Annotated in this window: 27 protein-coding genes and 1 pseudogene; 14 read left to right on the plus strand and 14 right to left on the minus strand. The window is 59.8% G+C overall.

The genetic code is table 11. The annotated features are described in order from the left end of the window. A pseudogene (locus FHT71_RS27030) lies at window positions 1-909 on the plus strand (reverse transcriptase domain-containing protein); the annotation flags it as partial. Between the two features lie 169 nt (window positions 910-1,078). Further along, window positions 1,079-1,930: an AraC family transcriptional regulator gene (locus tag FHT71_RS27035; RefSeq protein ID WP_183722862.1), complete on the plus strand. Its 852-nt coding sequence runs from the start codon at window positions 1,079-1,081 to the stop codon at window positions 1,928-1,930. Window positions 1,931-1,941: 11 nt separating this feature from the next. Here FHT71_RS27035 and FHT71_RS27040 read toward each other — a convergent pair whose 3' ends face one another. From FHT71_RS27040 to FHT71_RS27050, 3 genes are all read right to left on the minus strand, one after another. After that, window positions 1,942-2,562 carry a glutathione S-transferase family protein gene (locus FHT71_RS27040; protein ID WP_132593150.1) on the minus strand — a complete coding sequence of 207 codons (621 nt, stop codon included), beginning with the start codon at window positions 2,560-2,562 and terminating at the stop codon, window positions 1,942-1,944. A gap of 107 nt (window positions 2,563-2,669) precedes the next feature. Then, the gene (locus FHT71_RS27045; RefSeq protein WP_007789518.1) at window positions 2,670-3,116 is read right to left on the minus strand and encodes a GNAT family N-acetyltransferase; all 447 of its coding nucleotides are present in this window, start codon (window positions 3,114-3,116) and stop codon (window positions 2,670-2,672) included. 78 nt (window positions 3,117-3,194) lie between these two features. Beyond that, window positions 3,195-4,406, minus strand: a complete 1,212-nt coding sequence (locus tag FHT71_RS27050) for an NADP-dependent isocitrate dehydrogenase (RefSeq protein WP_007789520.1) — start codon at window positions 4,404-4,406, stop codon at window positions 3,195-3,197. A gap of 186 nt (window positions 4,407-4,592) precedes the next feature. Between FHT71_RS27050 and FHT71_RS27055 the strand changes: the two genes are divergently transcribed. The 10 genes from FHT71_RS27055 (at window position 4,593) to FHT71_RS27100 (ending at window position 14,365) form a co-directional block, all read left to right on the plus strand. Next, complete coding sequence (locus FHT71_RS27055; protein WP_132593148.1) at window positions 4,593-5,123, plus strand: hypothetical protein; 531 nt, start codon at window positions 4,593-4,595, stop codon at window positions 5,121-5,123. Between the two features lie 167 nt (window positions 5,124-5,290). Continuing rightward, window positions 5,291-6,121, plus strand: coding sequence for an RNA methyltransferase (locus FHT71_RS27060; RefSeq protein WP_007789524.1), 831 nt, complete (start codon window positions 5,291-5,293; stop codon window positions 6,119-6,121). Beyond that, on the plus strand, window positions 6,102-6,902 hold the full coding sequence (murI, locus tag FHT71_RS27065) for a glutamate racemase (RefSeq protein WP_007789526.1): 801 nt from the start codon (window positions 6,102-6,104) through the stop codon (window positions 6,900-6,902). The genes FHT71_RS27060 and murI overlap by 20 nt, the downstream gene beginning before the upstream one ends. Before the next feature lie 107 nt (window positions 6,903-7,009). After that, window positions 7,010-8,137, plus strand: coding sequence for an MFS transporter (locus FHT71_RS27070; protein ID WP_132593146.1), 1,128 nt, complete (start codon window positions 7,010-7,012; stop codon window positions 8,135-8,137). Window positions 8,138-8,230: 93 nt separating this feature from the next. After that, window positions 8,231-9,745 (plus strand): ATP-binding protein, encoded by a 1,515-nt coding sequence (locus tag FHT71_RS27075; protein ID WP_132593144.1) that lies wholly within the window; start codon window positions 8,231-8,233, stop codon window positions 9,743-9,745. A gap of 265 nt (window positions 9,746-10,010) precedes the next feature. Then, window positions 10,011-10,628 carry a 30S ribosomal protein S4 gene (gene rpsD, locus FHT71_RS27080; RefSeq protein ID WP_007789529.1) on the plus strand — a complete coding sequence of 206 codons (618 nt, stop codon included), beginning with the start codon at window positions 10,011-10,013 and terminating at the stop codon, window positions 10,626-10,628. Between the two features lie 170 nt (window positions 10,629-10,798). Beyond that, window positions 10,799-11,728 (plus strand): glutaminase, encoded by a 930-nt coding sequence (locus FHT71_RS27085; protein WP_132593142.1) that lies wholly within the window; start codon window positions 10,799-10,801, stop codon window positions 11,726-11,728. 59 nt (window positions 11,729-11,787) lie between these two features. Then, window positions 11,788-12,672, plus strand: coding sequence for a tRNA 2-thiocytidine(32) synthetase TtcA (gene ttcA / locus FHT71_RS27090; protein ID WP_007789532.1), 885 nt, complete (start codon window positions 11,788-11,790; stop codon window positions 12,670-12,672). A 29-nt stretch (window positions 12,673-12,701) separates the two neighbouring features. Further along, complete coding sequence (locus FHT71_RS27095; protein WP_183722864.1) at window positions 12,702-13,526, plus strand: inositol monophosphatase family protein; 825 nt, start codon at window positions 12,702-12,704, stop codon at window positions 13,524-13,526. A gap of 242 nt (window positions 13,527-13,768) precedes the next feature. After that, window positions 13,769-14,365, plus strand: coding sequence for a LysE family translocator (locus tag FHT71_RS27100; protein WP_132593138.1), 597 nt, complete (start codon window positions 13,769-13,771; stop codon window positions 14,363-14,365). Window positions 14,366-14,448: 83 nt separating this feature from the next. Here the strand turns inward: FHT71_RS27100 and FHT71_RS27105 are convergent, their stop codons facing one another. The 3 genes from FHT71_RS27105 to grxD form a co-directional block, all read right to left on the minus strand. After that, window positions 14,449-15,729: a multidrug effflux MFS transporter gene (locus FHT71_RS27105; RefSeq protein ID WP_132593136.1), complete on the minus strand. Its 1,281-nt coding sequence runs from the start codon at window positions 15,727-15,729 to the stop codon at window positions 14,449-14,451. A gap of 35 nt (window positions 15,730-15,764) precedes the next feature. Beyond that, entirely contained in the window at window positions 15,765-16,970 is a 1,206-nt protein-coding gene (locus tag FHT71_RS27110; protein ID WP_007789536.1) for a multidrug effflux MFS transporter, read from the minus strand. Between the two features lie 143 nt (window positions 16,971-17,113). Continuing rightward, window positions 17,114-17,449, minus strand: a complete 336-nt coding sequence (gene grxD, locus FHT71_RS27115) for a Grx4 family monothiol glutaredoxin (RefSeq protein WP_007532908.1) — start codon at window positions 17,447-17,449, stop codon at window positions 17,114-17,116. Between the two features lie 285 nt (window positions 17,450-17,734). Between grxD and FHT71_RS27120 the strand changes: the two genes are divergently transcribed. Beyond that, window positions 17,735-18,886, plus strand: a complete 1,152-nt coding sequence (locus FHT71_RS27120) for a hypothetical protein (protein WP_183722888.1) — start codon at window positions 17,735-17,737, stop codon at window positions 18,884-18,886. 21 nt (window positions 18,887-18,907) lie between these two features. On the opposite strand, the gene FHT71_RS27125 is transcribed toward FHT71_RS27120, so the two are convergent. The 3 genes from FHT71_RS27125 to FHT71_RS27135 all read right to left on the minus strand — a co-directional run bounded on the left by FHT71_RS27125 (window position 18,908) and on the right by FHT71_RS27135 (window position 23,103). Next, complete coding sequence (locus tag FHT71_RS27125) at window positions 18,908-19,141, minus strand: BolA family transcriptional regulator (protein WP_007789538.1); 234 nt, start codon at window positions 19,139-19,141, stop codon at window positions 18,908-18,910. Between the two features lie 19 nt (window positions 19,142-19,160). Continuing rightward, window positions 19,161-21,395 (minus strand): phosphoribosylformylglycinamidine synthase subunit PurL, encoded by a 2,235-nt coding sequence (gene purL / locus FHT71_RS27130; RefSeq protein ID WP_183722866.1) that lies wholly within the window; start codon window positions 21,393-21,395, stop codon window positions 19,161-19,163. Window positions 21,396-21,684: 289 nt separating this feature from the next. Next, on the minus strand, window positions 21,685-23,103 hold the full coding sequence (locus FHT71_RS27135; protein WP_183722868.1) for a PLP-dependent aminotransferase family protein: 1,419 nt from the start codon (window positions 23,101-23,103) through the stop codon (window positions 21,685-21,687). Window positions 23,104-23,182: 79 nt separating this feature from the next. Here FHT71_RS27135 and FHT71_RS27140 point away from each other — a divergent pair, with 79 nt between their 5' ends. After that, entirely contained in the window at window positions 23,183-23,449 is a 267-nt protein-coding gene (locus tag FHT71_RS27140; RefSeq protein WP_183722870.1) for a DUF1127 domain-containing protein, read from the plus strand. On the opposite strand, the gene FHT71_RS27145 is transcribed toward FHT71_RS27140, so the two are convergent. The 5 genes from FHT71_RS27145 to purC are packed head-to-tail and all read right to left on the minus strand — an operon-like array spanning window position 23,450 to window position 25,884. Next, window positions 23,450-23,848 (minus strand): hypothetical protein, encoded by a 399-nt coding sequence (locus tag FHT71_RS27145; RefSeq protein WP_007789545.1) that lies wholly within the window; start codon window positions 23,846-23,848, stop codon window positions 23,450-23,452. 48 nt (window positions 23,849-23,896) lie between these two features. Continuing rightward, window positions 23,897-24,568: a phosphoribosylformylglycinamidine synthase subunit PurQ gene (purQ, locus tag FHT71_RS27150; RefSeq protein WP_132593128.1), complete on the minus strand. Its 672-nt coding sequence runs from the start codon at window positions 24,566-24,568 to the stop codon at window positions 23,897-23,899. 8 nt (window positions 24,569-24,576) lie between these two features. Next, entirely contained in the window at window positions 24,577-24,822 is a 246-nt protein-coding gene (locus FHT71_RS27155; RefSeq protein WP_007789550.1) for a hypothetical protein, read from the minus strand. Between the two features lie 21 nt (window positions 24,823-24,843). Continuing rightward, a complete protein-coding gene (purS, locus tag FHT71_RS27160) occupies window positions 24,844-25,086 on the minus strand; it encodes a phosphoribosylformylglycinamidine synthase subunit PurS (protein WP_007789552.1) in 243 nt (80 codons plus the stop codon). Between the two features lie 33 nt (window positions 25,087-25,119). Next, entirely contained in the window at window positions 25,120-25,884 is a 765-nt protein-coding gene (purC, locus tag FHT71_RS27165; protein ID WP_007532892.1) for a phosphoribosylaminoimidazolesuccinocarboxamide synthase, read from the minus strand. Window positions 25,885-25,976 lie beyond the last annotated feature (92 nt).

Here is a 25,976-nt window from a genome sequence, read left to right on the forward strand (position 1 = left end):
CGCCTGATCCAACAGGCGCTCCTGCAAGTCCTTCAGCCAATCCTTGATCCGACCTTCAGCCAGCACAGCTACGGCTTCCGTCCGGGAAGGAGTGCACACGATGCCGTCCTGGCGGCGCAATCGTTCGTGCAGTCCGGACGGTGGGTCGTTGTGGACGTGGATCTGGAGAAGTTCTTCGACCGGGTTGACCATGACATCCTGATCGACCGTCTGCGCAAGAAAATCCCTGATCCTGGCGTGACCCGCTTCGTACGGGCCTATCTGAACGCCGACATTGTTGATGGGGGTGCGGTCATTGCGCGGACCAGAGGCACGCCGCAGGGCGGGCCGCTGTCGCCGCTATTGGCCAACCTGCTGCTGGATGAGGTCGACAAGGAGCTTGAACGGCGGGGCCATGCCTTCTGCCGCTATGCCGACGACTGCAACGTCTATGTGCGGTCGCAGCGGGCGGGCGAGCGGGCGATGGCTCTGCTGCGGCGGCTTTATGGTCGACTTCGCCTGATGGTGAACGAGACCAAGAGCGCTGTTGCCAGCGTCTTCGGCCGCAAATTCCTCGGCTATGCTTTCTTCAAAGCACCAGGAGGGGTGGTCAAGCGAGGTGTTGCCGACAAGGCAATCAAGGCGTTCAAGGAGCGCATTCGCGAACTGACACCGCGGGTCGATCCCTGAAAGCAGTTCTGGCGAGAGCTGGTTGAATGGATGCGTCACCGTGTGAGGGCAATCCAGCTCAAACAATGGAGGCGTGGCACGACGATCTTCCGCGAACTGCTGGCAAAGGGGGCAAACCCTCTTGTGGCACAGCGAGTGGCAGCCAAGGCCGGTCGCTGGTGGCGCAACAGCGGCAAACTCCTCAACAGCATCCTCACCATCAAATGGGCCGACCAACTCGGAATGCCCAGACTCGTCTAACCTCAATCTCTCGAACCGCCCGGTGCGGATCCGCATGCCGGGTGGTGTGGCAGGGGCGCGATCGAATACGATCGCCCCCTATGCCGATTGCGGATTGGTCAAAGTCCGCAGGATTTGTCAAATCGCAGTATGGTTTTCTGCAGCCGATCGATTTGCACGAGGTTCAGACATGAATGGCGAAACGGCATGGGCCCTCTACGAGGACCGTCTGCGACGGGTATCGGCCTATATCCATGATCATCTCGACGAAGAGCTCGACATGGACAGGCTTGCCGAGATTGCCTGCATGTCGAGCTACCACTGGCACAGGATCTATCGCGCGGTTTACGGCGAAACACTCGCGGCGACCGTCAAGCGGCTGCGCTTGCATCGCGCCGCCGGCGACATCGTGCGCACGGGTCTTTCTGTTGGGGAAATCGCAAAGCGATCAGGCTATCCCAACCTCCAGTCCTTCAACCGTATCTTCAAATCGGTCTACGGCATGCCGCCAGCTCAATACCGGAAAGAGGGAAGCCATAAAGCCTTCGAACCCTCACCTAACGGAAAGACTGCAGCCATGTTTGATGTCACCTTACGGAAGATTGAGCCAATGCAATTGCTTGGCGTGCCGCACATCGGCTCGTACATGCAGATCGGCAAGGCGTTCGAGACCTTGTTTGGCACGCTGTATGCGCGCCGGCTTGCCAAGCCTACGATGCGCATGGTCGGTGTCTATCTCGATGATCCCGATCTCGTGCCGGCCGAAAGGCTGCGGTCCATCGCATGCGTGACGATGGAAGACGAGATCGCCGCTGCACCGCCATTCGAACATCGTACCCTCGACGGTGGGGAATATGCCGTGCTGCGTCACAGGGGGCCTTATGCCGACATGCACAAGGCCTATCAGTGGCTCTATGCGGAATGGCTGCCCGCTTCAGGCCGGCAGCTTCGCGACAGCGTGATGTTCGAGGAGTATCTCAACAACCCACGCGATGTATCGCCGACCGAACTCTTGACCGACATCCACATGCCGCTTGCCTGAGCCTCCGGTCGCTACTTTGCGGCCTTCATGGCCTCGTCATCGATGGAGACGGCCCGCTTGTAGGCCGGGCGATCGGTGACGCGGCCGAGATAGTCGACAAAGGCCTGGCGCTTCTCGATGGTGCCGAATCCCAGGCCCCAGCCAATATGTGAACCGACGTAGACGTCGGCTGCCGTGAAGCGATCTCCGGCAACGTAAGGTGTGGCACTGACGGCGCTCTCCAGCGTGTTCATCACATCGGCGAAGCTGCCATATCCCGCCATCCGGGCCTTGTCGGGCGGAGTTTCAAAGCCCAATGCCTTGTTGGTCGCTGCGGCTTCGAGCGGTCCGGCGGTAAAGAACATCCAGCGATAGTAGCTGCCGCGTTCATCCGACTTTGGAGCGAGGCCTGCTTCGGGGAAGGTGTCAGCGAGATAGGCGCAGATCGCTGCGCATTCCGTCACAACCGTTTTGCCGTGCCGGACCGCGGGAACCTTGCCCATCGGGTTGACGGCAAGGTACTCCGGCGACTTCATGGTTTCGCCAAAGGTCAGGATCTCTGTTTTGTAGGGTACGCCCGTCTCCTCCAGCATCCAGCGGGCGATGCGACCACGCGACATAGGGTTCGTATAAAATACCAGTTCGTCTGCCATGCACTCCTCCTCATTTTCTTTTTACGCTCCGGGATCTGAACGCAGTGTATTAAGGCCGGCCATCAGGAAGATAGGACAGAGAGGTCCAGCGCAAAGTCCGTAACTATTTAAAGTACCTTGCGATATTGGATGAAGCCGGATCGCTCGGCGATCCTGTCGTAGAGTTTTCGCGCCGTGGTGTTGGTTTCGTGCGTCATCCAGTAGAGCCGGCCGGCTCCGTTCTCACGGGCGAGATTGGCGACGGCATCGATGAGAGCCGCGCCCGTGCCGAGACCGCGCTGTGTGTCGTCCACATAGAGGTCCTGCAGGTAGCAGGTCCACTTCGGCAGCCAGGTCGAGCGATGGAAGATGGCGTGGACGATGCCGACGAGGCGGTCGCCTTCGTCGAAGGCGCCGAGCGCGTGCATGTCTTCGGCCGGATCCTGGAAACGACCCCAGGTCAGATCCGTCGTCTCCGGCGGAATGACGACCTCGTAGAAGCGCTGATAGCTGGCCCACAGCGGTTCCCAGGCGGCCCGGTCGGAAGGCTGCAGCGGACGGATTGTGGTGGTCATGCTTGTTGTTCCCCTACTTGTCGCTGAAACGAAAACGGCGGGGAAATCCCCGCCGCCCATTCCGCTATTGTTTCTGGCTTATGCCATCGCCTTCTGCAGGTTCTGATCGATCTTGTCGAGGAAGGCGGTGGTGGAGAGCCAGGGCTGATCGGGACCGATGAGCAGTGCCAGATCCTTGGTCATGAATCCGGCTTCGACCGTATCGACGCAAACTTTCTCCAGCGTTGCGGCGAACTTTGCGAGTTCGGCATTGTCATCGAGCTTGGCGCGGTGCGCGAGGCCGCGTGTCCAGGCGAAGATCGAGGCGATCGAGTTCGTCGAGGTTTCCTGGCCCTTCTGGTGCTGGCGGTAGTGGCGGGTAACCGTGCCGTGCGCGGCTTCGGCTTCGACCGTCTTGCCATCCGGCGTCAGCAGAACCGAGGTCATGAGGCCGAGCGAACCGAAGCCCTGGGCAACCGTGTCGGACTGGACGTCGCCATCGTAGTTCTTGCACGCCCAGACGTAACCGCCCGACCACTTCAGCGCCGAAGCGACCATGTCGTCGATCAGGCGGTGTTCGTAGGTGATGCCCAACTCCTTGAACTGATCCTTGAATTCGGTCTGATAGACTTCTTCGAAGATGTCCTTGAAGCGGCCGTCGTATGCTTTGAGAATGGTGTTCTTGGTCGACAGGTAGACCGGCCATTTGCGCATCAGGCCGTACATCATCGAGGCGCGGGCGAACTCGCGGATCGACTCGTCGAGGTTGTACATAGCCATGGCAACGCCAGCGCCGGGGGCGTCGAACACGTCCTTTTCGATGACCTGGCCGTCTTCGCCGACGAACTTGATCGTCAGCTTGCCCTTGCCGGGGAATTTGAAATCGGTGGCGCGGTATTGGTCGCCGAAGGCATGACGGCCGACGACGATCGGCTTCGTCCAGCCCGGAACCAGGCGCGGAACGTTCTGGCAGATGATCGGTTCGCGGAAGATAACGCCGCCGAGGATGTTGCGGATCGTGCCGTTCGGGCTCTTCCACATCTGCTTCAGGTTGAATTCCTTGACGCGGTCTTCATCAGGCGTGATCGTCGCGCACTTGATGCCGACGCCGTGCTTCTTGATGGCGTTGGCTGCATCGATCGTCACCTGGTCATTGGTGGCGTCGCGGTTTTCAACGGAAAGGTCGAAATAATCGATCTCAAGGTCGAGATACGGATGGATCAGCTTATCCTTGATGAGCTGCCAAATGATGCGAGTCATTTCATCGCCGTCGAGATCGGCGACGGGATTGGCGACCTTGATCTTCTTCATGTATCTGCCTCGTTAAGCTAAGAAGGGACCGGTGTCCCGGGTGGGTGATGTGAAATCCCTGGCGCTATAGCATTGTGCGCCGGGAGTGCAAAGCCGGAAGCAGGAGAGGGCGGTGTTTTTGCGGCCATTGCCAAGCGTCGGAAAATGGCTAGTCTCCGGCGCGAAACCATTGCCCGGATATTCGTCATGAAGAAGATTTCCCTTGTCCTAGCGGTCCTTCTCGGTTCGACCTCGCCAATGCTTGCTGGCGACCTTACGGCGCCGGTCAAGGAGATCATGGACGCGACGATCAAAAACTGGTCGGGCGCGGATAGCGACTGGATCGACATCTTCGATCCGAGCAAACTTTCGCGGCTATACAGCAAGGACTTCGTGACCAAATACCAGGCAGCCATCCAGAACCCGGCTGCCGACGAGGACGGCATTTCGCCTTTCGACTACGACGTGATCGTCAACGGCGAGGATGCATGTCCTCTCGCGGATCTGACTTACACGCCAAAGCAGGCCACCGACGGAGCGACGGAAGTGATTGTCACTTTCAAGAAGGCGACATGCATGGACGACGGGTCGGACAAGCAAGCCGTGACCACCGTGCGGTTCGAGATGCTCGACGAGGCCGGCAAGGCTGTGATCGACGACATCGTCACTGAGGGTGATCCTGGGCAGCCACCGAACTCGCTCAAGAACACCATGGTGCAGATCGCCAAGGGTCAGTGATGGCGGTGACGCTCGGCCGGGCACCCTTCCCGGAAACGGCCTTCGCGCCAGCTTTGGACATTGTGTGCCGACGAGCCCGAGGGATGTCCTAACGTCGCCGGGACGCTTGGCCCTTGCCGTTTCAGCCTGGCTTGGCTATTGCGCCCGTAGCAAAAGGATCCAGCGTCATGGCAGGCACGAACAGCGAGCGGCGACTTCTCACAGAAGGCCCGGTTATCATTCTCGTCGAACCGCAGATGGGAGAAAACATCGGAATGGTGGCGCGCGCCATGGCGAATTTCGGCCTGGCGGATCTCAGGCTTGTCAATCCGCGCGATGGCTGGCCGAATGACAAAGCTCAGGCTGCCGCGTCGAAGGCGGATCATGTGATCGAAGGCACCAAAGTATTCGAGACGCTGGAGCAGGCGATTGCTGACTTGAACTTCGTCTACGCGACGACGGCGCGCGAGCGGGACGGCTTCAAACCAGTTCGCTCGCCTGTTGTCGCAGCGGAGACGCTACGAGCAAAATTTCGCGCGGGCGAGGGCACCGGCATCCTGTTCGGACGTGAACGTTGGGGGCTCAATAACGAGGAGGTGGCGCTTGCCGACGAGATCGTGACTTTTCCGGTCAACCCCGCTTTCGCGTCGCTCAACATCGCTCAAGCCGTGCTGTTGATGTCCTACGAGTGGATGAAGTCGGGCATGGAGGATGTCGCGGCCGTTCCCTTCCAGGCAATGTCGCAGACGCAATCCACGAAGGAACAACTATTCGGGCTCTACGACCAGTTGGAAGAGGCACTGGAGGCGCGCAATTATTTCCATCCGCCCGCGAAAAAGCCGAAAATGGTGGACAACCTGCGCGCAGTCCTGTCCCGCCGCGCCTTCACAGAGCAGGAAATCAGCGTGTTGCGCGGTGTGATCTCCTCCCTCGACCGCTTCTCGCGGAAATATCCGCGCGGGAGCCGGCCACCCGTAGACGTCAAGGAACAATCGGAAGATGACAGCAGCGCCGAATGAGCTGAAACCGGTTCTGGTCTTCGATTCCGGCATCGGAGGGCTGACCGTGCTGCGCGAAGCGCGCGTGCTCATGCCGGAGCGCGGTTTTATCTACATCGCCGATGATGCTGGCTTTCCCTATGGCGGCTGGGAAGAGCAGGCGCTGAAGGAGCGGATCATCGGCCTGTTCGCGAGGCTGCTTGCGGATTATGCCCCTGAGGTCTGCATCATCGCCTGCAACACGGCCTTTACGCTGGTTGGCGCCGATCTTCGCGCGGCTTTTCCGCAGATGACCTTCATCGGCACGGTACCGGCGATCAAGCCGGCGGCAGAGCGGACACGCTCGGGGCTCGTCTCCGTCCTGGCGACCCCTGGTACGGTGAGGCGTGCCTATACGCGCGACCTTATCCAATCCTTCGCGCAGCAGTGTCACGTGCGCCTGGTCGGGTCCGAAAATCTGGCGCGAATGGCGGAGGCCTATATCCGCGGCGATGCGGTATCCGACGAGGCCGTGCTGTCCGAGATCGACCAATGCTTCGTGGAGAAGGACGGTCGCAAGACCGACATCGTGGTGCTTGCCTGCACGCACTATCCCTTCATGGCCAACGTCTACCGGCGGCTCGCACCCTGGCCTGTCGATTGGCTCGATCCAGCGGAGGCAATTGCGCGGCGCGCCCGCAACCTCGTGCCGCAGGTCGCCGATGGCGTGCACCCCGACAGTTTCGACTTCGCGGTCTTCACGTCAGGCAATCCCGATTTCGCGACGCGCCGGCTGATGCAGGGATTTGGCCTCAAGGCTTGACATCAGGCACACGCGCAACGCCGGTCTTGTCTTGATGCAATAGGGGCTATCGCAAAGCCAAGCGACTGCGCAGACTGTGAGATGTGATTCGTCCCGCCAGGCTCCGCATGTCCTTCCAAAAGCTCGTTATGGCTATCTTTTTCCTGCAGCCGATCGCATTCGGCAGCTGGTTGCCGCGCATCCCCGAAATCCAGGCTCGTCTGGAGCTCGGTCCGGCCGATCTTGCGCTGGCTCTGCTCGGCATGCCGGTAGGCATTCTGTCGACGTTGCCTTTTGCGGGAAGAGTGGTCTCTCGCATTGGGGGAAAGACCGCGGTCATTGCGGGTTTTTTCGTCTTCTCGGTAATTGTCTGCCTTCCGGCCTTCTCGCTCGCGCCGGTTGAATTGTTCATCGCTCTGGCCTTGCTTGGCGTTGCGATGTCGATGCTGGAGCTCGGGTTGAATGTCGAGGCAGATCGTGCCGAAAAGGATACCGGCTCGATCATCATGAACCGCTGCCATGGCTTCTGGAGCCTTGGCATCATGGCGGGCAGCCTGCTTGGTTCCGCGATGGTAGCGGTTGCCGCGCCGGCCGGATGGGCAATCCTGGCGGCGGCTTTTGTCGTGCTGCCGTTTGCTGTTGCGGCAAGTCTCCGCCTGCCGCCGGATCGCGAAGCCGGTTCGGCTCCGCCGCACGCGCCGTTCAAACCGCCGAGTGTGACACTGCTCGGGATCTGTGCCTTCGTCTTCGGCATTACCATGACCGAAGGGGCGATTGCCGACTGGTCGGCGGTCTATCTCAAGGATGTCTTCCAGACCGATGGCATGATGACCGGTATCGGCTATACGATCTTTGCCCTCATGGTGGCGGCCGGGCGCTTCAGCGGCGACCATCTGAAGCAGCGCTTTGGCGCGATTTCACTAGCCCGAGGCTGCGGCGCGGCTGCTCTTGCGGGCATGCTGATTGTCGTCTTTGCTTGGCATAGCCTGGTGACGCTGGCGGGCTTTGCGCTGGTCGGTATCGGTGTGTCGGTCGGCTTTCCGCTGGCGGTTACCGCCGCGGCGAGCCTCCGGGATCGGCCGGCGGCAGCCAATGTCGCGATCCTGTCTTTCATGGCGCTCACCGGCTTTCTGATCGGACCGCCTCTGATCGGATTCATCGCGGAGGCGTCGGGGTTGCGCGTCGGGTTGGCGGTGTTGCTGGTGCCGCTCGCGATCAGCCTGGCGTTCACGCGGATGCTGAAGGCTAGGTTCTGACGGTTTTCTCCTGTGGGTTTGTGCGGGCGTGTTGCCAAAGACACGGCCAAACCTGCTAGGACGCCGTGTTCGAATTGAAAGAGGAATGTGACATTGCAGGTTGGTATCGATATGGGAACGGCGTCGGGAGGCAATCCGGCCACGCTCGATATCGAGGAGCTTCTGGCTACCCGTCTTCTGGTGCAGGGCAATTCCGGCTCCGGCAAGTCGCATCTGCTTCGCCGCCTTCTGGAGCAATCTGCGCAGTGGGTGCAGCAGGTCATCATCGATCCTGAAGGCGATTTCGTCACTCTGTCTGACAAGTTCGGCCACGTCGTGGTCGACGGCGAGCGGACGGAGGCCGAATTGGCCGGCATTGCCAATCGTATCCGCCAGCATCGCGTCTCCTGCGTTCTGACGCTTGAGGGGCTGGATATCGAGCAGCAGATGCGGGCGGCAGCCGCTTTCCTCAATGGCATGTTCGATGCCGACCGCGAATACTGGTATCCAGTTCTTGTCGTGGTCGACGAGGCGCAGATGTTTGCGCCTTCGGTCGGCGGCGATGTTTCCGAAGATGCGCGCAAGATGTCGCTCGGCGCCATGACGAACCTGATGTGTCGCGGTCGCAAGCGCGGTCTTGCCGGAGTGATCGCAACGCAGCGTCTGGCAAAGCTTGCGAAGAACGTTGCCGCGGAAGCCTCGAACTTCCTGATGGGCCGCACCTTTCTCGACATCGACATGGCGCGTGCGGCCGATCTCCTCGGCATGGACCGTCGTCAGGCGGAAATGTTCCGCGATCTGAAGCGTGGTAATTTCGTTGCGCTCGGGCCTGCCTTGTCGCGTCGCCCGTTGCCGATCGAGATCGGCAACGTCGAGACTTCGGCACGCTCGTCGAGCCCGAAGCTCATGCCGCTGCCGGATGCGCCTCAGGACGTCGAGGATCTGATCTTCACGCCGGATCCGGAAGAGTTTCAGAGGCCAATCGTTCGTCGCGCTCCGGCAGCGCCACGGCCAACCACAGATATTCTCGCCGAATTGTCGCGTTCGGCTCCTGCCGCCTCGGCTCCTCCCTCAGAGACTCGCGCAGCTCAGCCCGAGCTATCGACGGAGGAGCGCGAGGAGCGGCTGACGGCTGTGCTCCACGAGATCCTGGACGACCCGGGGTCCGGCTTTCGAACGGATTCGGTGTTGTATCAGGACTTCCTCGTGCGGCTTCGTATGCGCCGGGTTCCGGGTTCTCCGATGTCTCTTCCTGAGTTCCGGCGCCGCGTCGCGATTTCGCGCTCCGGGGTGGACGCTGCAACAGCCGAAACGGAAGCCTGGGCGACAGCGCTGTCGCTTTCGGCCAGTGTCACCGACGATCTGCAGGGCGTCTTTCTGATGATAGCAAAGGCTGCCGTCTGCGGTGAGCCATGCCCGTCGGACGCCCGGATTGCGCGAGCCTACGGCACCCATTCGGCACGGCGGGCAAGGCGCCTGCTCGGGTACTTCGAGGAGCAGGGCACCATAGTGGTGCACGCGGATTTCTCGGGCAAGCGGATTGTCGCCTTTCCCGACATGAACTGCCAAACGGCGCCTGGCGATGCAAATGCGACCGACGCCGATGACGTCCGCCCCGCGGCGGAATAGCAACGCTGCTCAAGGTGAGACGTTCCGCCTGCCAGAAAGCAAGCTACCGGGTATGGATTGTGATTGACATTCCAGCGACTTCGCCCTAAACACCGCGCCAGCACCGGGCAGAGATGTCCGGTGTTTCATTTGACATGTCCCGTGGATTTGTCCCGTTCGCGTAATGGGATGATCCTGTCGGATCCTCGAAAGAAGATCAAAGGAGGGCGTGTTTCCTTCACGCGGCTTGGTAACAGACCGTCCTAACTATCTGAAAGGAAATACGATGAGCAAGCGCGAATCGTCTAAGTACAAGATTGACCGCCGTATGGGCGAAAACATCTGGGGCCGTCCGAAGTCCCCGGTGAACCGCCGCGAATACGGCCCGGGCCAGCATGGTCAGCGCCGCAAGGGCAAGCTTTCGGACTTCGGTGTGCAGCTGCGCGCCAAGCAGAAGCTCAAGGGCTACTACGGTGACCTGCGCGAAAAGCAGTTCCGTGCAATCTTCGCTGAAGCCGCCCGCCGCAAGGGTGACACCTCGGAAAACCTGATCGGTCTTCTGGAGTCCCGTCTGGACGCGATCGTTTATCGCGCCAAGTTCGTTCCGACCGTTTTCGCTGCCCGCCAGTTCGTGAACCACGGCCACGTGACCGTGAACGGCGTCCGCGTCAACATCGGTTCCTACCGTTGCAAGGCTGGCGACGTCATCGAAGTTCGTCAGAAGTCGAAGCAGCTCGTTTCCGTTCTGGAATCGGTTGCTCTGGCTGAACGCGACGTTCCGGACTACATCGAAGCCGACCATAACAAGATGGTTGCTACCTTCGCTCGCGTTCCCTCGCTCTCCGACGTCCCGTATCCGGTCGTCATGGAGCCGCATCTGGTGGTCGAATTCTATTCGCGTTAACGCATAACCCCGACAATCGAGTTTCGATTGTCGGAAAGGCTTATGCGTCTCTTTAAGGGCTACTGCGTTCTTTGCGCGTCTTCGACGCGTGGCGCAGTAGGATGCGAGGCGTTTTCGCATACGGAAAAGCCGCCTCTTGGGGCGGCTTTTTTGTTATCTGGGGAGATACGATGACGGACTTGCAGGCAGTTCTCGACAGCATCCACAAGGAGCTGGCACCCCGTATCGGCGAAGGCAAGGTTGCGGACTACATTCCGGAACTCGCCAAGGTCGACGCGAATCAGTTTGGCTTGAGCGTGGTGACCATAGACGGCAAGGTCTACAGCGTCGGCCATGCGGATGTCCCGTTCTCCATCCAGAGCATCTCAAAGGTCTTCATGCTGACGCTTGCGCTTGGCAAGGTCGGCGAGGGACTGTGGAAGCGCGTCGGCCGCGAACCTTCGGGCTCGGCTTTCAACTCGATCGTCCAGCTCGAGCACGAGCAGGGTATTCCGCGCAATCCCTTCATCAACGCGGGCGCAATCGCCGTGACCGATGTCGTCATGGCCGGCCATGCGCCGCGCGAGGCGATCGGTGAGTTGCTGCGCTTCGTTCGCTATCTCGCGGATGATGAGTCGGTGACGATTGACGACCGTGTCGCAAAGTCCGAGACGCAGACGGGATACCGCAATTTTGCACTCGCCAACTTCATGCGGGCCTATCGCAATCTCGACCATCCAGTCGATCACGTACTCGGCGTCTATTTCCATCAATGCGCCCTGTCGATGACCTGCGAACAACTGGCGAAGGCGGGGCTGTTCCTCGCTGCACGTGGCAGCAATCCGATGACCGGCCACTCGGTCGTGTCACCGAAGCGGGCCCGGCGCATCAATGCGCTGATGCTGACGTGCGGTCATTATGACGGCTCCGGCGACTTCGCCTACCATGTCGGCCTTCCCGGCAAGAGCGGTGTTGGCGGAGGCATCTTTGCGGTGGCGCCCGGCATTGCCTCGATTGCGGTCTGGTCTCCGGGTCTCAACGAGGTCGGCAACTCGCAGCTCGGCGCTGTCGCGCTCGAAATGCTGGCTGCCCGGACTGGATGGTCGGTTTTCGGCGATTGATGCTGGGTTGTCGTGGCGCTTTCTGCTAAGGCGGAGGCAGACTCTGATTGGACGAGAGAATGAACATCGCAGCCAACATCGCCGATGAGTTGGAAACGCCGACCGCGGACGACGCCGTCGCACACGCGCTCTTTGCCGATGCGCCGAACTCGGTGTCGTTCAACAAGCTGCGCAAGCGGCTGCTGCGCAACGTCAGGCAGGCATTCGACGATTTTGCGATGCTGAAGGGCCAGAAGCGTTGGCTGATCGGCCTCTCTGGCGGCAAGGATTCTTATGGGCTGCTGGCTCTTCTGCTCGACCTGCAGTGGCGCGGCCTGCTTCCGGTGGAACTGGTCGCCTGCAATCTCGACCAGGGGCAGCCGAACTTTCCCAAGCATATCCTGCCTGACTATCTCACGAAGATCGGTGTCAAACACCGCATCGAGTATCGCGATACCTATTCGATCGTGAAGGAAAAGGTTCCGGAGGGTGCGACCTATTGTTCGCTCTGTTCGCGTCTACGGCGGGGCAATCTCTACCGGATCGCCAAGGAGGAGGGCTGTGACGCATTGGTGCTCGGCCACCACCGCGAGGATATTCTCGAGACCTTCTTCATGAACTTCTTCCATGGCGGGCGGCTCGCGTCGATGCCGGCCAAGCTGCTAAATGACGAGGGCAACCTCATGGTTTTGCGCCCTCTCGCCTACTGCGCCGAAGACGACATGGCAAAGTTTGCGGCGGCCATGCAGTTCCCGATCATTCCTTGTGATCTCTGCGGCTCCCAGGACGGGCTGCAGCGCAATGCGATGAAGGAGATGCTCGCCGATTTCGAGCGGCGCATGCCGGGCCGCAAGGATACGATGCTGCGGGCGCTTGCGCATGTGAACCCGTCGCATCTGCTTGATCCCAAGCTTTTCGATTTCGCCGGCCTGATGGCCGGAGAGACCGCGCCGAAGAGCGAATAGTCGGCGCTCACGCCAAAGAAGGAAAGTCCATGAGTTCCACGATAGATGTAGCGACGCTTGCCGATCTTCTGAGGCGGGCGGCGAAGGCAGAGATATTGCCGCGTTTCCGTCGACTTGGGAGCGATGACGTGCGCGCCAAGAGCGAGGCGACCGATCTGGTGACGGAGGCCGACCTGCAGGCCGAGCGGATGATCAAGGCGGAAGCAGCCACGCTCTGGCCAGATGCCCTGTTCGTCGGCGAGGAGTCGGTCGCCGCAGATCCGGCGCTGCTCGGCAAGCTCGAGGGTGCGGATCTTGCTATCGTTGTGGATCCCGTTGATGGGACGTTCAATTTCGCATCGGGCATTCCAGCCTTCGGCGTCATGGCGTCCGTGGTGTCCAAGGGCGAAACGGTTGCCGGCATCATCTACGACCCGATGGGCGACGATTGGGTGATCGGAGAGAAGGGCAGTGGCGCATGGCTTCGGCGTCCTGACGGTGAGGCGGAACGGCTTTCGGTTGCCGCAGCTGTCGCGCTGGAAGAGATGGTCGGTATGGCATCGACCGGATTCCTGCCGAAACCGAAGCGTGGCGAGATCCTTGCCAACCTCGCCAAAGTTCGGTTTCTTGCCAACTATCGCTGCGCGGCCCACGAATACCGCGCCTTTGCGAGCGGTCATGTGCACTATCTCATGTATAACAAGCTGATGCCCTGGGATCATCTTGCAGGCACGCTTCTCAGCATCGAGGCCGGTGCTTATGCAGCGCGTTTTGACGGCTCGCCCTACCTGCCGCATCACACCAGCGGTGGTTTGCTGATTGCGCCTGACAAGGAGAGCTGGGATATCCTCCGGCGCGAGGTTTTCACGGTCTAGCGCCAAGCGAGCGAACCTCGCGACTCCCTTGGAGAAGACGTGAAATACGTCTTGTGCAGAAGTGGCAGCTAGTCTGCGCGTTTGGACCGACGGTGCGCCGCATCATATCGGCTGCCGTCGCTCCATTCGGTTTCCTTATGAGAAGCTGACCCGCTAGTAGCTTGCACACAAACATACAAGACAAGAGTGTGCGCCAGGCCTAGAGGTTCTTTCGTCTTTCGAGAACCACGTGGAGAGGGACGATGGATACCGCTCAGGCGCTGGCCTTCCTGCTGTTTGCATTCATCGCGGCGGTCACGCCGGGGCCAAGCAACACCATGATCCTGTCCACCGGTGCGACCGTCGGCACTTTGAGAGGCATTGGCTGTCCGCTCGGTGCGTCACTGGGCATGGGAGTGATGATCGTTTTAAGTACCTTCGGTGTCGGAGAAATTGTCGCCGCTGTACCAGCTATCGTAACGGCGATGAAAGTGGCCGGTTCTCTGTTCCTGCTGTGGCTTGCCTGGAAGATCGTCAATGCCGGCACTTTTGAGGCGGATAGCCTGACACAGGCGGCGGGATTTCTGCAGGCTTTTCTGTTCCAGTGGTTGAACCCAAAAGGGTGGCTGGTCGCCCTGAGCGCGGGCAGCACCTATCTTGTGTCCCCGCAGCATGCGCAAACCAGCGGCGCCCTATGGATGGGGACGCTGTTTGCTGCTGCGGCTTTTCCGGCCGGGCTGCTATGGCTTGTCTTGGGCGCACTCATGGCCCAACTTCTCCGGGCACAACGTTCGGCCAAGCTTTTCAATATCGCCATGGCATCGGCGCTGGCCGTATCGGTTGTTCTGGTGTGGCGCTAACTCCCTGAGGCAGTGGCGCCCGCAACGGCATGTTGCGGGCGATACGCTATGCGTTCAAACGGGAGAGACAGGCCGGTCGGCTTCTAGAAGTGGCCGGCGCCGGAATCGAGCTGCGGGCTGTCGCCAGGATGCGTGAAGAGCTTGCCGCCTTCCGCCCAGAGCGTTGCCGCGATGCTGATCGCACCGAACACTGCGAAGCCGCCGAAGAGTGGCTGGACCGTGCCGTTGAACAGCTGGCCGACGGTGCCGCCGAGGATCGCGCCGAAGGTCGTCGACACGAAGCCGGTGATGGCGGTTGCCGTGCCGGCCAGGTTGCCCATCGGTTCCAGGCTGATCGCCGTGAAGTTGGTGGCTATGACCGCAAACATCATCAGCAGGATCGTGAAGAGCGCATAGGCGAAGGCGAAATCGGGGCGACCGCCGAGTGCTTTGACATAGCCGATCGCTGAAACGATCGTGAACAGGATCATGGCGACGTGCGAGATGCGGCGCATGCCGAACTTGCGGACGAAGAAGCCGTTGGCGAAGTTTGCCACCGCGATACCTCCCGCCGTCGCCGCAAAGGCGATCGGCAACCAGTCGCCGAGACCATAGACCTCGCCGAAGACTTGCTGGACCGAGATCACATAGGCGCTGATGACGCCTGTGAACATGGTCAGGCCGATCATGTAGCCGCAGGTGATCTTGTTGGTCAGGACGGTCTTGAAGCCGTCGACGACGGAGCCGACCGACAGGGGGATACGTTCTTCCTTCGGGAGAGATTCCTTGAGACGCAGCAGTGCCCATAAAAACAGGATGGCGCCAACGAGGCCGAGCAGGATGAATATCCAGTGCCAGTTGGCATAGGTGATAATCAACTGACCGACGGAAGGTGCCACGATCGGAACGATCATGAAGACGATCATAACGTAGGACATCACGCGCGCCATTTCGCGGCCACCGAAGCAGTCACGGACGATCGCCATCGTGGTGATGCGGACGGCTGCGCCGCCGAGGCCCTGAACGAAACGCATGATCAACAGCATTTCGAAGCTGCCTGTGGCAGCAGCGGCGAACATGGCGAGCACGTAGACCGCCAAGCCTCCAAGCAGGATGTTCCGGCGGCCGAACGTATCCGACAAGCTGCCGAAGATGATCTGCGAAACGCCGAAGCCGAGGAAGAAGACGCCGATCACGAGCTGCGCGTCGTTGGCGTTGATAACGCCGAATGAATGGCCGATCGCGGGCAGGGACGGCAACATGCTATCGATCGCCATGGCGACGCTGGCGGTCATGATGGCGATGGTGATGACAAATTCGACGAAGCCCATGCCTATTCGGCCGGAGCCCTGATTTTCAACATGTGGTTTATGCAGTGGCGTCATAATGGAAATCCTGAAATACGAGGCGGGTGACCCGATCAGACCGCGGGATTATGCGGCTGGAAGAGACGCCCCTTTTCTGCGATCAAAACGAAGATCAGGCCGATGATCGAGACGGTGAAATAGCCCGCGACCATCGGCAGAGCGGTACCGTTGAAAGCTTGGCCGATGCCGGCGCCGATCAGTGCGCCCCCGACGGTGCTCATGAAGCCGAGGACGGACGAAGCCGTTCCCGCAACATGGCCGAGCGGTTCCATGGCAAGCGAATTGAAGTTGGAGCCAATCCAGCCGAACTGGAACATCGCCAGGCCGAAGAAGCCGATGAAGAGCGGGAAGGGCATCGGGTGCGGACCCAGCAGAAGGGCCAGAAGCCAGATGGTATTAATCGTGATAAAGCCGGCCAATGCACCATGGGAAAGCCGCCGCATGCCAAACTTCCCGACAAGCCGCGAGTTCAGGAATGACGAGAGCGACATGAAGACGGCGACGCCGGCAAAAGCGAAGGGGAAGTAGACGCCTAGCCCGTAGATGCCGACGTAAATCTGCTGCGCGGAATTGATGAAGCCGAACAGTGAGCCGAAGATGAAGGTGCTGGCGATCGTGTAGCAGAGCGCGATCCGGTTCGTCAGCACGAGCTTGAAACCACCGATCACTGAACGGGCGGTGAAGGGGCGAACGTTCAAGGGATGCAGGGTTTCTGGAAGGCGAAGATAGGCCCAGCCCGAAATCAGTGCAGCCATGACGGCGATGAATACGAAGATCAGATGCCAGCTGCCGAAGAACATGATGATCTGGCCGCTGCCCGGCGCGATGACGGGGACGATCATGAAGACCATCATGATCAGCGACATGACCTCCGCCATCTGCCGGCCGCCGTAGATATCACGAACGATGGAGATCGTGATGACGCGGGTGGCCGCCGAACCAATGCCCTGAACGAAACGAAGCGCAAGCAGCCCCGCAAAGGACGGTACCAGCGCGATCCCGAGCGCGGAACAGATATAGATGACGAGGCCGATCAGGAGCGGCAGGCGACGGCCGAAGCGGTCTGAGAGGGGGCCGTAGAAGAGTTGCGCCGAGCCGAAACCAAGCAGATAGGCAGAAACGACGAATTGACGGTGATTTTCGCTTTCGACGCCGAGGCTTGCGCCGATCTGCTGAAGCGCCGGAAGCATGATGTCGATCGCAAGCGAATTGACCGCCATCAGGAAGGCGGCGAGTGCAATGAACTCCCCTTTGCCCATGGGCAATTGGCCCGCGTGCGCGGCTTGTGATGAATCTGTCACAATGGAATTCCCATAAACGGGCCAAGGCGCTGTTCAGCACAGCGCCTCGGACTCAAAATACAAGATTTGGAAACCGGGCGGACGCCCGGTGACCGGACAGGTCAGGCGGCGCCGCGAACGGTGACGCCGTGTTCCTGCAGGTGCTGCTGCAACTCACCGGCCTGGAACATTTCCCGGACGATGTCGCAGCCGCCGATGAACTCGCCCTTGACGTAGAGCTGCGGGATCGTCGGCCAGTTTGAATAATCCTTGATGCCCTGGCGGATTTCGGAGTCAGCGAGCACGTTGATGCCCTTGTAGTCGACGCCGATGTAATCGAGAATCTGCACGACCTGGCCGGAGAATCCACACTGCGGAAACTGCGGCGTTCCCTTCATGAAGAGGACGACGTCGTTGCTCTTGATTTCGTTGTCGATGAATTCGTTGATACCGCTCATAGGGACCTAATCCTTTCCACAGGCGAGTTAAAGGCCCGCCGTTTCAATCGTTAAGCTTAGATAGCATGTGATCGCCGGAATTCCAGCAGGCGCCGGCAAAAAAAGAGCACCCTATCGGTTTGCAGACGGCGGATTGTTGCGCTTGCGTTACGCCCTCCACTGAAGCGTTACGACGAGGTACGAGTGGCGCGCATTTCGCACGGGAAATTACCCGGATTTCGCCACAATTCTCGCCGATTGCGGCGCAGCAATTATCTGCCGTGCCCGCGGCAAAGAAAGAGAATAATGACAGTGATTTCGAAAAGGGTCGTTCTCCATTTTCCGGGGTTCGAGCCACTTGACGGGCGTGCTCACATCGCTCGCTACCAACGCTCAGCAAAGCAAAGTGCGGCTGTTTGGGATTTCTCAGTGCTGACAGGTGAACCGGAATACGGACCCGATTCAACGAGCTTCAAGGTGAGGGCGAGCGCGGATGGCTGGGAAACCAACAGCCATATCCATGTCTTCGACCACGACGCTCTCGTGGAAAAGCTTAGAGCTGGCAGCCGGGCGACACAGATCCTCTCAGGTTTTCGGAGCGCTTTGCAGGTCATCGCCTTTGGGGGGATGGCGGGTTATTTCAGGCATGCCTGGCGATTCGGATTGTTCTTCATCTTTCCGTTTCTGATGATGATTCTGGGCTTTGCGCTCAGTGCGACGATCGCTGTTATACCGATCGGTACGGAGTTGCCCGCCCTTCATCTTCTGTGGAGCGTGGCACTAGCGTTATGTTTCTTCATCTTTGCGTTTCTGCCTTTTGCCGAACGTTTCTACACATTGCATCTTTTCGCGGACTGGCGCATGGCGGTGGCTCTTGCTTGGATGAGCGATCCAGAATTCAATCAATGGCTCGATCACTGCGCCACTGCCGCCCGGGCAGCCTTGTCGGAGACTGCGGACGAATACGTCATCTCATCTCACAGCATGGGCTCCAGCGTTGCTGCGCATGTGATCGGCACACTTCTCGAGCGATATCCGGATATTTTCGCCGGCAAGAGGGTGATCTTTGCGACGCTCGGGTCAGCAATCCTTCAGTGTGCTTTGTTGCGTCCCGCGCAATTGCTGCGGTCACGGGTGGGCCTGATTGCGCGATGCGACAACGTTTACTGGCTCGATGTCCAGTGCCTGACCGACGCAATCCATTTCTATAAGGTGCCGGTGGTGGCGGTTTGCGGGCATGGCTATCTACGGCCTGCCAGGATGGTTTTCATCCGCGTCAAGCAGATGCTAACCGTTGAACACTACAGGAAGATCAAGAAGGACCTTCTGCGCGTGCATCGGCAGTACGTCCTGGGGCCGGACTTGCGGGCTCCCTTCGACTTCACGCTGCTGACCGCCGGTCCACGGTCGGGCTCGGTCTTTGCAGAAGGTGGCTACAGCAAAACGCCCGGCTTGTGACCGGGCATTTTGCATTCGATATCAATCAGGTGCCGATGTCTGCAGCGCCAGGGCATGCAATATGCCGCCCATGTTACCCTTGAGAGCCTCGTAGACCATCTGGTGCTGCTGCACGCGGCTCTTGCCGCGAAAGGCTTCAGCGACCACCTCAGCCGCATAATGGTCGCCGTCGCCGGCGAGATCGCGGATGGTTACCTTGGCGCCGGGGATGCCGGCCTTGATCATGTCTTCGATATCACCGGGTTTCATAGGCATGATCGTTACTCCTTGCGCATTATTCCGTGGCAGCGAGCGTGCCATGGCCTTCCATGTAATCAGGGAACCATGATTCATGGGCGTCGCGCAATTGCTGAATTGGCAGCGATAGCAGATCGTCGACGACAAGGCTGTCACCCTCGACCGTGCCGAGACGGCGGAAGGGTATGCGCGCACCTTCGGCATTGGCGCAGACGAAGTTTGCTACATCCGCTGGCACCGTCAGAACATAGCGGGCCTGATCTTCGCCGAACAGCAGCGCATGCGGCGCGCCCCTGCATTCACCGAGGCTGATCTTGAGGCCCTTGCTGGACGCCATCGCCATTTCGGCGAGAGCGAGTACGAGGCCGCCCGAAGAGATATCGTGGCAGGCCGTTGCCTGGCCGTTGCGGATCACCGAGCGCACGAAGTCGCCGTTGCGGCGCTCTGCCAAGAGGTCGACTTCCGGAGCGGGGCCTTCAGTGCTGCCAATAACATCACGCAGGTAGACCGAGGAACCGAGATGGCTGCCGTCCGTACCAATCATGATCACCTTGTCGCCATTCGAAGCGCTGCCGATACGAGTCATCTTCTTCCAGTCGGGCAGGAGGCCAACGCCGGCGATCGTCGGTGTCGGCAGGATCGCAACACCATTGGTTTCATTGTAGAGCGAGACATTGCCCGATACGATGGGGAAATCGAGAACCCGGCAGGCTTCTCCGATGCCCTTCACGGCCTGGACGAACTGGCCCATGATCTCGGGCTTCTCGGGATTGCCGAAGTTCAGGTTGTCGGTGGCTGCCAGGGGCTCTGCGCCGGTTGCCGTGATATTGCGCCAACATTCCGCGACCGCCTGCTTGCCGCCTTCGAACGGGTCTGCCTCGACATAGCGTGGCGTGACGTCAGAGGAAAAAGCGAGAGCCTTGGTCGCATGGTTTTCGACACGAACGACGCCAGCATCACCGCCCGGAAGCTGGAGCGAGTTGCCCTGGATCAGCGTATCGTACTGCTCGTAAACCCAGCGGCGGCTTGATTGATTGGGAGAGCCAACGAGTTGCAGCAGCGCCTGACCGTAGTCAGCCGGTGCGGCAACGAGGTTGGCAGGCAATGGCGCGCGCTTGTCGGACTCGCGCCACGGACGGTCATATTCGGGCGCTTGGTCACCGAGATCCTTGATAGGCAGGTTGGCGACTTCTTCGCCTTGGTGGACGACGCGAAAGCGCAGGTCGTCGGTGGTCTTGCCGACGATCGCGAAATCGAGGCCCCACTTAACGAAGATCGCCTTTGCGACGGCTTCCTTTTCCGGCTCCAGGACCATGAGCATGCGCTCCTGGCTCTCGGACAGCATCATCTCATAGGCCGTCATCTGCTCTTCACGCACGGGCACAGTGTCGAGATCGAGCAGGATGCCGAGATCGCCCTTGGCGCCCATCTCGACGGCCGAGCAGGTGAGGCCGGCAGCCCCCATGTCCTGAATGGCGATGACGGCCCCGGTTTGCATCAGCTCAAGGCAGGCTTCCAGCAGGCACTTTTCGGTAAAGGGGTCGCCGACCTGTACGGTCGGGCGCTTTTCCTCGATGGATTCGTCGAATTCAGCCGACGCCATGGTCGCACCGCCAACGCCATCACGGCCGGTCTTGGCGCCGAGATAGACGACCGGGAGACCGACGCCCTTGGCTTCTGACAGGAAGATCGCGTTGGACTTGGCGAGACCCGCGGCAAAGGCGTTGACCAGAATGTTGCCGTTGTAGCGGGCGTCGAATTCGACTTCGCCGCCGACGGTCGGTACGCCGAAGGAGTTGCCATAGCCGCCAACGCCGGACACAACGCCGGAGACGAGGTGGCGGGTCTTCGGATGGTCCGGCTCGCCGAAACGCAGCGCATTCATCGCTGCGATCGGGCGGGCGCCCATGGTGAAGACGTCGCGCAGAATGCCGCCGACACCCGTCGCCGCGCCCTGATACGGCTCGATGTAGGAGGGGTGGTTGTGGCTCTCCATCTTGAAGACGACGCAGTCACCGTCGTCGATGTCGACGACGCCGGCGTTTTCGCCGGGTCCCTGGATGACACGCGGGCCTTTGGTCGGCAACGTGCGCAACCACTTCTTGGAGGATTTGTACGAGCAGTGCTCGTTCCACATGGCCGAGAAGATGCCGAGCTCCGTGAAGGTCGGTTCGCGGCCGATCAGGTCCAATATCCGCTGATATTCGTCTGGCTTCAGGCCATGGGCGGCGATCAGTTCGGGGGTGATCGGGCGGGTATTGGAAATGGTCATGAGCTCTCGGAAGTCCCTGCCGTTGCGCGATTGCGGTGTCTTTAGCCTAACTGAATGAAACGCGCGACAGGAAAATGGCAGCTGTTAACAGACGGCGGGTATACAGGGAGCCAACTGCGCCGCTTAAAACTTGTAACCGACCTGATGCAGGCGCGCGTCATGCCGTTGCTCGGACCGTCGCAGAGATTGGTATGGGACGAATGGGCGTACCATCGATGATCGTTGGGTAAAGCGACTTTTGCCGACCGGCGCTGTTTTGTCGCCGGTCAGCGGCCCCGTCGCCGCAATCTCAAATCTCGCCGTCGTAGCCAGCGCCTCCGCTTTCCAGCAGGCGTCGCAGCGTCATCAATCCCGCAACCATATCCTCCCGGTTGCGCGGCGAGGAGAAGCCTATCCGTACGCGATGATAGACTTTCTCTGCTCGAGCTGCCTTGAACTCATCCTCGTCGTCGATCAGGACACCATCCCTGTAGGCGGCGTTCTTGAAGGTTCCAGAGAGCCAAGGATCGGGCAGCTTCAGCCAGAGGAATGGCACATGCGGATGCGATACGAAGTCGTATCCCTGCAACTGTTCCCGCGCGAGCCGTTCACGTAACGTCAGTTCCGCCGCACTGGCCTTGCGGATTTCGTGTGCCTGGCCGCTCATTACGAGACGGGCGCAAGCCTCGGCCAGAATGAAAGGCAGTCCGCCGGTGATCATCTTGTGCGTCACCTTGATCCGCTGCGCAAAATGCGGCGGGCAGGCGACCCAGCCGCCGCGCACTCCGGCAGCCACCGACTTCGAAAGGCCGCTGATCAGGAACGTGCGATCGGGCGCGAGCGATGCGAGCAGGGGATTTTCGTCTCCGGTCATTCCGCCGTAGAGATCGTCCTCAATCAGCCAGACGCCATGCCGACGCGCAATTTCCGCGATGCTTGCCCGGCGGTCGCGGGGCATCGTGGCCAGCGTGGGATTGTGTGCGGTGGGCATCAGGAACGCAAGTTTCGGATGCTGCTGAAGGCAGAGGCGCTCGAAGTCACCGGGGATCACACCATTCTCGTCGGACTCGACAGTAAGGGTGCGGCGACCGAGAATGCGCGCGCTGCGACTGACCTGCGTGTAGCTCAGGTCTTCGAATACGATCTTGTCACCAGGCGATGACACGGCCGAGATGACCGCAACAGCCGCCGCATGCGCCCCAAGGGTAGGGACGATGTTTTCTGTTTCAGGCGTCCAATCGTTTCTGGCGAGCCAACGCCGGCCAGCCTCGTACCAATTTTGCGGGAAGACACGGGAATAGGACGAGATTTCGGAAAGCTTTTCCACGCCAATGGCGGCGAGCACGTTGCCGATGATCTTACCCTGACCGAGATCCGGAGCCGCCGTGGTGTCAAAGCGTATCTTGCCGGCCGGCGCATCGATAGCACGCGTGCCGCCGAGCGCGATGGTTAACGGATCCGGCTGATTGCCGGGTGCGGTCTCGGCGCGATCCAGCACGTAGGTTCCGCGGCCGACTTCACCGGCGACGAGGCCGCGCTCGTGCACCAGCGCGTATGCGCGGCCGATTGTCCCGATTGTTACGCCAATGTCGTAGGCGAGGTTTCGTTGCGGCGGCAATTTGCTGCCTGCAGGCAATGTGCCGCTGGCGATGGCTGATTCAATGCTGTCCGCAATCCGGAGGTAGACCGGGCCGGAACCACGCGAAACGTCTGGGAGCCAAGTTGTCATGATGACAATTCTCTATATTGTCACCCTTCATTCGTCAAGATTATTTGAATGACAGATACAATTCCGTTTGGAGAAAGATATGTCTGCCGTTCCAGAGAGCGAGTCCCCGATTGCACCTTTGTCTTCTCAGGTGCAATCGATGCAATACCGTGTTCGGCAAGACTCAGGCGGCGTATCGCGCGCTCAAGCCTTACTGCAGTCCGTATGGCATCGTCTATCGTCGTGGCATCAGAAGCGCGAGAGCCGCAGGGTGTTGCGCGATTTGACAGACGCCGAGCTAATAGACATCGGCGTTACGCGTGCGGATGCACGCAGGGAAGCCAGTAAGTCATTCTTCTGGGATTGATCAGCTGCAAGCTTTGCCGCCGGATGCCCAACGGGTGACGTCCTTGACGATCCGCGGTCCCGTGGCGCTTTGCATCATCGGACCAAAGGCATCGAGTTTGGAGGGGGTGCCTTCAGCCTGAACGACGAGCAATGGACGGCTCTCAGGGCTTCCCTTGTGCACGACGAGAATGCGTGGACGGCCGGAGAAGGAATTCAGTTCCGGCGCCAGCCTGTAGGCTGCGAAGGCGGCATCGCCCGATTTGAACCAGCAGGCATTTGCGCCAAGAGCAACGCGCTCCATGGTGGAAAGCGCGCTGCGATCAGGCGCCTTCGCCGGCGTGTTTGATTGGCAGGAGGCGATCAGCGCCGCCGTTGCGGCAATCGCGAGAACACGTGTCGTCGTAAGGCGAGGGCGCATCAATCTTGCTCCAATGGACCGGATGAATGGCCTCTTACGTGCCGAAGGTTAAGCAGCGATTACCTCGAGGGCAGAAGCGAACAGACCGCGGCCGTCGGAACCGCCGTGTGCTGCTTCGATGAGGTTTTCGGGGTGCGGCATCATGCCGAGGACGTTGCCCTTGTCGTTCAGGACGCCAGCAATATCGTTGATCGAGCCGTTCGGATTGGTGCCCTCCGCGTAACGGAAGACCACCTGACCATTGCCCTCGATCTTCGCCAGGGTTTCGGCGTCGGCGAAATAGTTGCCATCGTGATGCGCAACGGGGGAGCGGATGACCTGGCCCTTGGAGTAGGCACGGGTGAAATCGGTGTCGGCATTGACGACTTCGAGCTTGATCTCGCGGCAGACGAACTTGAGCGAGGCATTGCGCATCAGTGCGCCGGGCAGCAGACCTGCCTCGAGGAGGATCTGGAAGCCGTTGCATACGCCCAGAACCTTGACGCCCTTGTTCGCCTTTTCGATGATTGCCTGCATCACAGGCATGCGCGCGGCGATGGCACCACAACGAAGGTAGTCGCCATAGGAAAAGCCACCAGGGATGACGATGAGGTCGACGTCCGGAATGTCCGTTTCCGTTTGCCAGATCGTCACCGGTGCGCGACCGGAGATTTTCGTCAGTGCAGCGATCATGTCGCGATCGCGATTGAGGCCCGGAAGTTGAACGACGGCTGATTTCATGAGTGCGACTAAAACCTTGTTTGTGCTTCTGCAAGTTCTCTAAGTACGAGACGCTTTTCAATGCGTTCCAGCCGGCCTTCGTGCCGGCCAAGGACACCGTAAATACTATGTATTTCCTGCTGCATCGAGCTCATTGTGTCGCGCATGCAATGCATTTCGCTCCGGATGTCGTCAAGCGACGCATCCAGTGTGTCGATGTGCTCGTGCATTTTCGTCAACAACTCAAGCATGAGCTCTTGCGTCAATTCAGCCATCGAGTGCGCTCCACGACCAGATTAGTCGACGGAAATATTATAGTTCTCGATCACCGTATTTGCGAGGAGTTTCTCGCACATTGCCTTAAGGTCGCTCTCCGCTTTAGCCTTGTCGGCGCCTTCGAGTTCGACGTCGAAAACCTTGCCCTGACGGACATGGCCGACACCATCGAATCCGAGCGCGCCGAGGGCGCCCTCGATGGCCTTGCCCTGCGGATCGAGAACGCCGTTCTTCAGCGTGACGGTTACACGAGCCTTGATCACTTTATCTTCCCTGTCTTGCTTGGCCTGAAAGTCTTACTTCACGAGCACCGGACCGGTGCCGCGCACGGGTTCGTTCTCGTTGATGATACCGAGGCGGCGCGCAACTTCCGAATAGGCTTCGAGAAGTCCACCCATGTCACGACGGAAGCGGTCCTTATCCATCTTCTCGCGGGTATCGATATCCCACAGACGGCAGGAGTCCGGCGAAATCTCATCGGCGAGGATGATGCGCATCATGTCGCCTTCATACAGGCGGCCGCATTCGATCTTGAAATCGACAAGCTGGATGCCGACGCCGAGGAAAAGGCCGGTCATGAAGTCGTTGACGCGAATGGCGAGCGCCATGATGTCATCGAGCTCGGCGGGATTTGCCCAGCCGAATGCGGTGATGTGCTCTTCCGAGACCATCGGATCATCGAGCGCGTCGGACTTGTAATAGAACTCGATGATCGAGCGCGGCAGCACAACGCCTTCCTCGATGCCCAGGCGCTTGGACAGAGAGCCGGCGGCAACGTTGCGTACAACGATCTCGAGCGGGATCATTTCCACTTCGCGGATCAACTGCTCGCGCATGTTGAGGCGGCGAATAAAATGTGTCGGAATGCCGATCTTGTTCAGATGGCTGAAGATATATTCCGAAATGCGGTTGTTCAGAACGCCCTTGCCATCGATGACTTCGTGCTTTTTCTTGTTGAAGGCGGTGGCATCGTCTTTGAAGAACTGGATCAGCGTGCCCGGTTCCGGGCCCTCATACAGAATCTTTGCCTTGCCCTCGTAAATACGGCGGCGACGGTTCATTGCAATTGTTCTCTATCGTTGGCGCTCTTGGGATAGCGCGAGTGGATCGATCTCGTGGCGTCCCCTTAAAGGAAAAGCGAGGGTTTCACAAT

It is taken from the genome of Rhizobium sp. BK060 (genome assembly GCF_014193145.1).
Classification (GTDB): domain Bacteria; phylum Pseudomonadota; class Alphaproteobacteria; order Rhizobiales; family Rhizobiaceae; genus Rhizobium.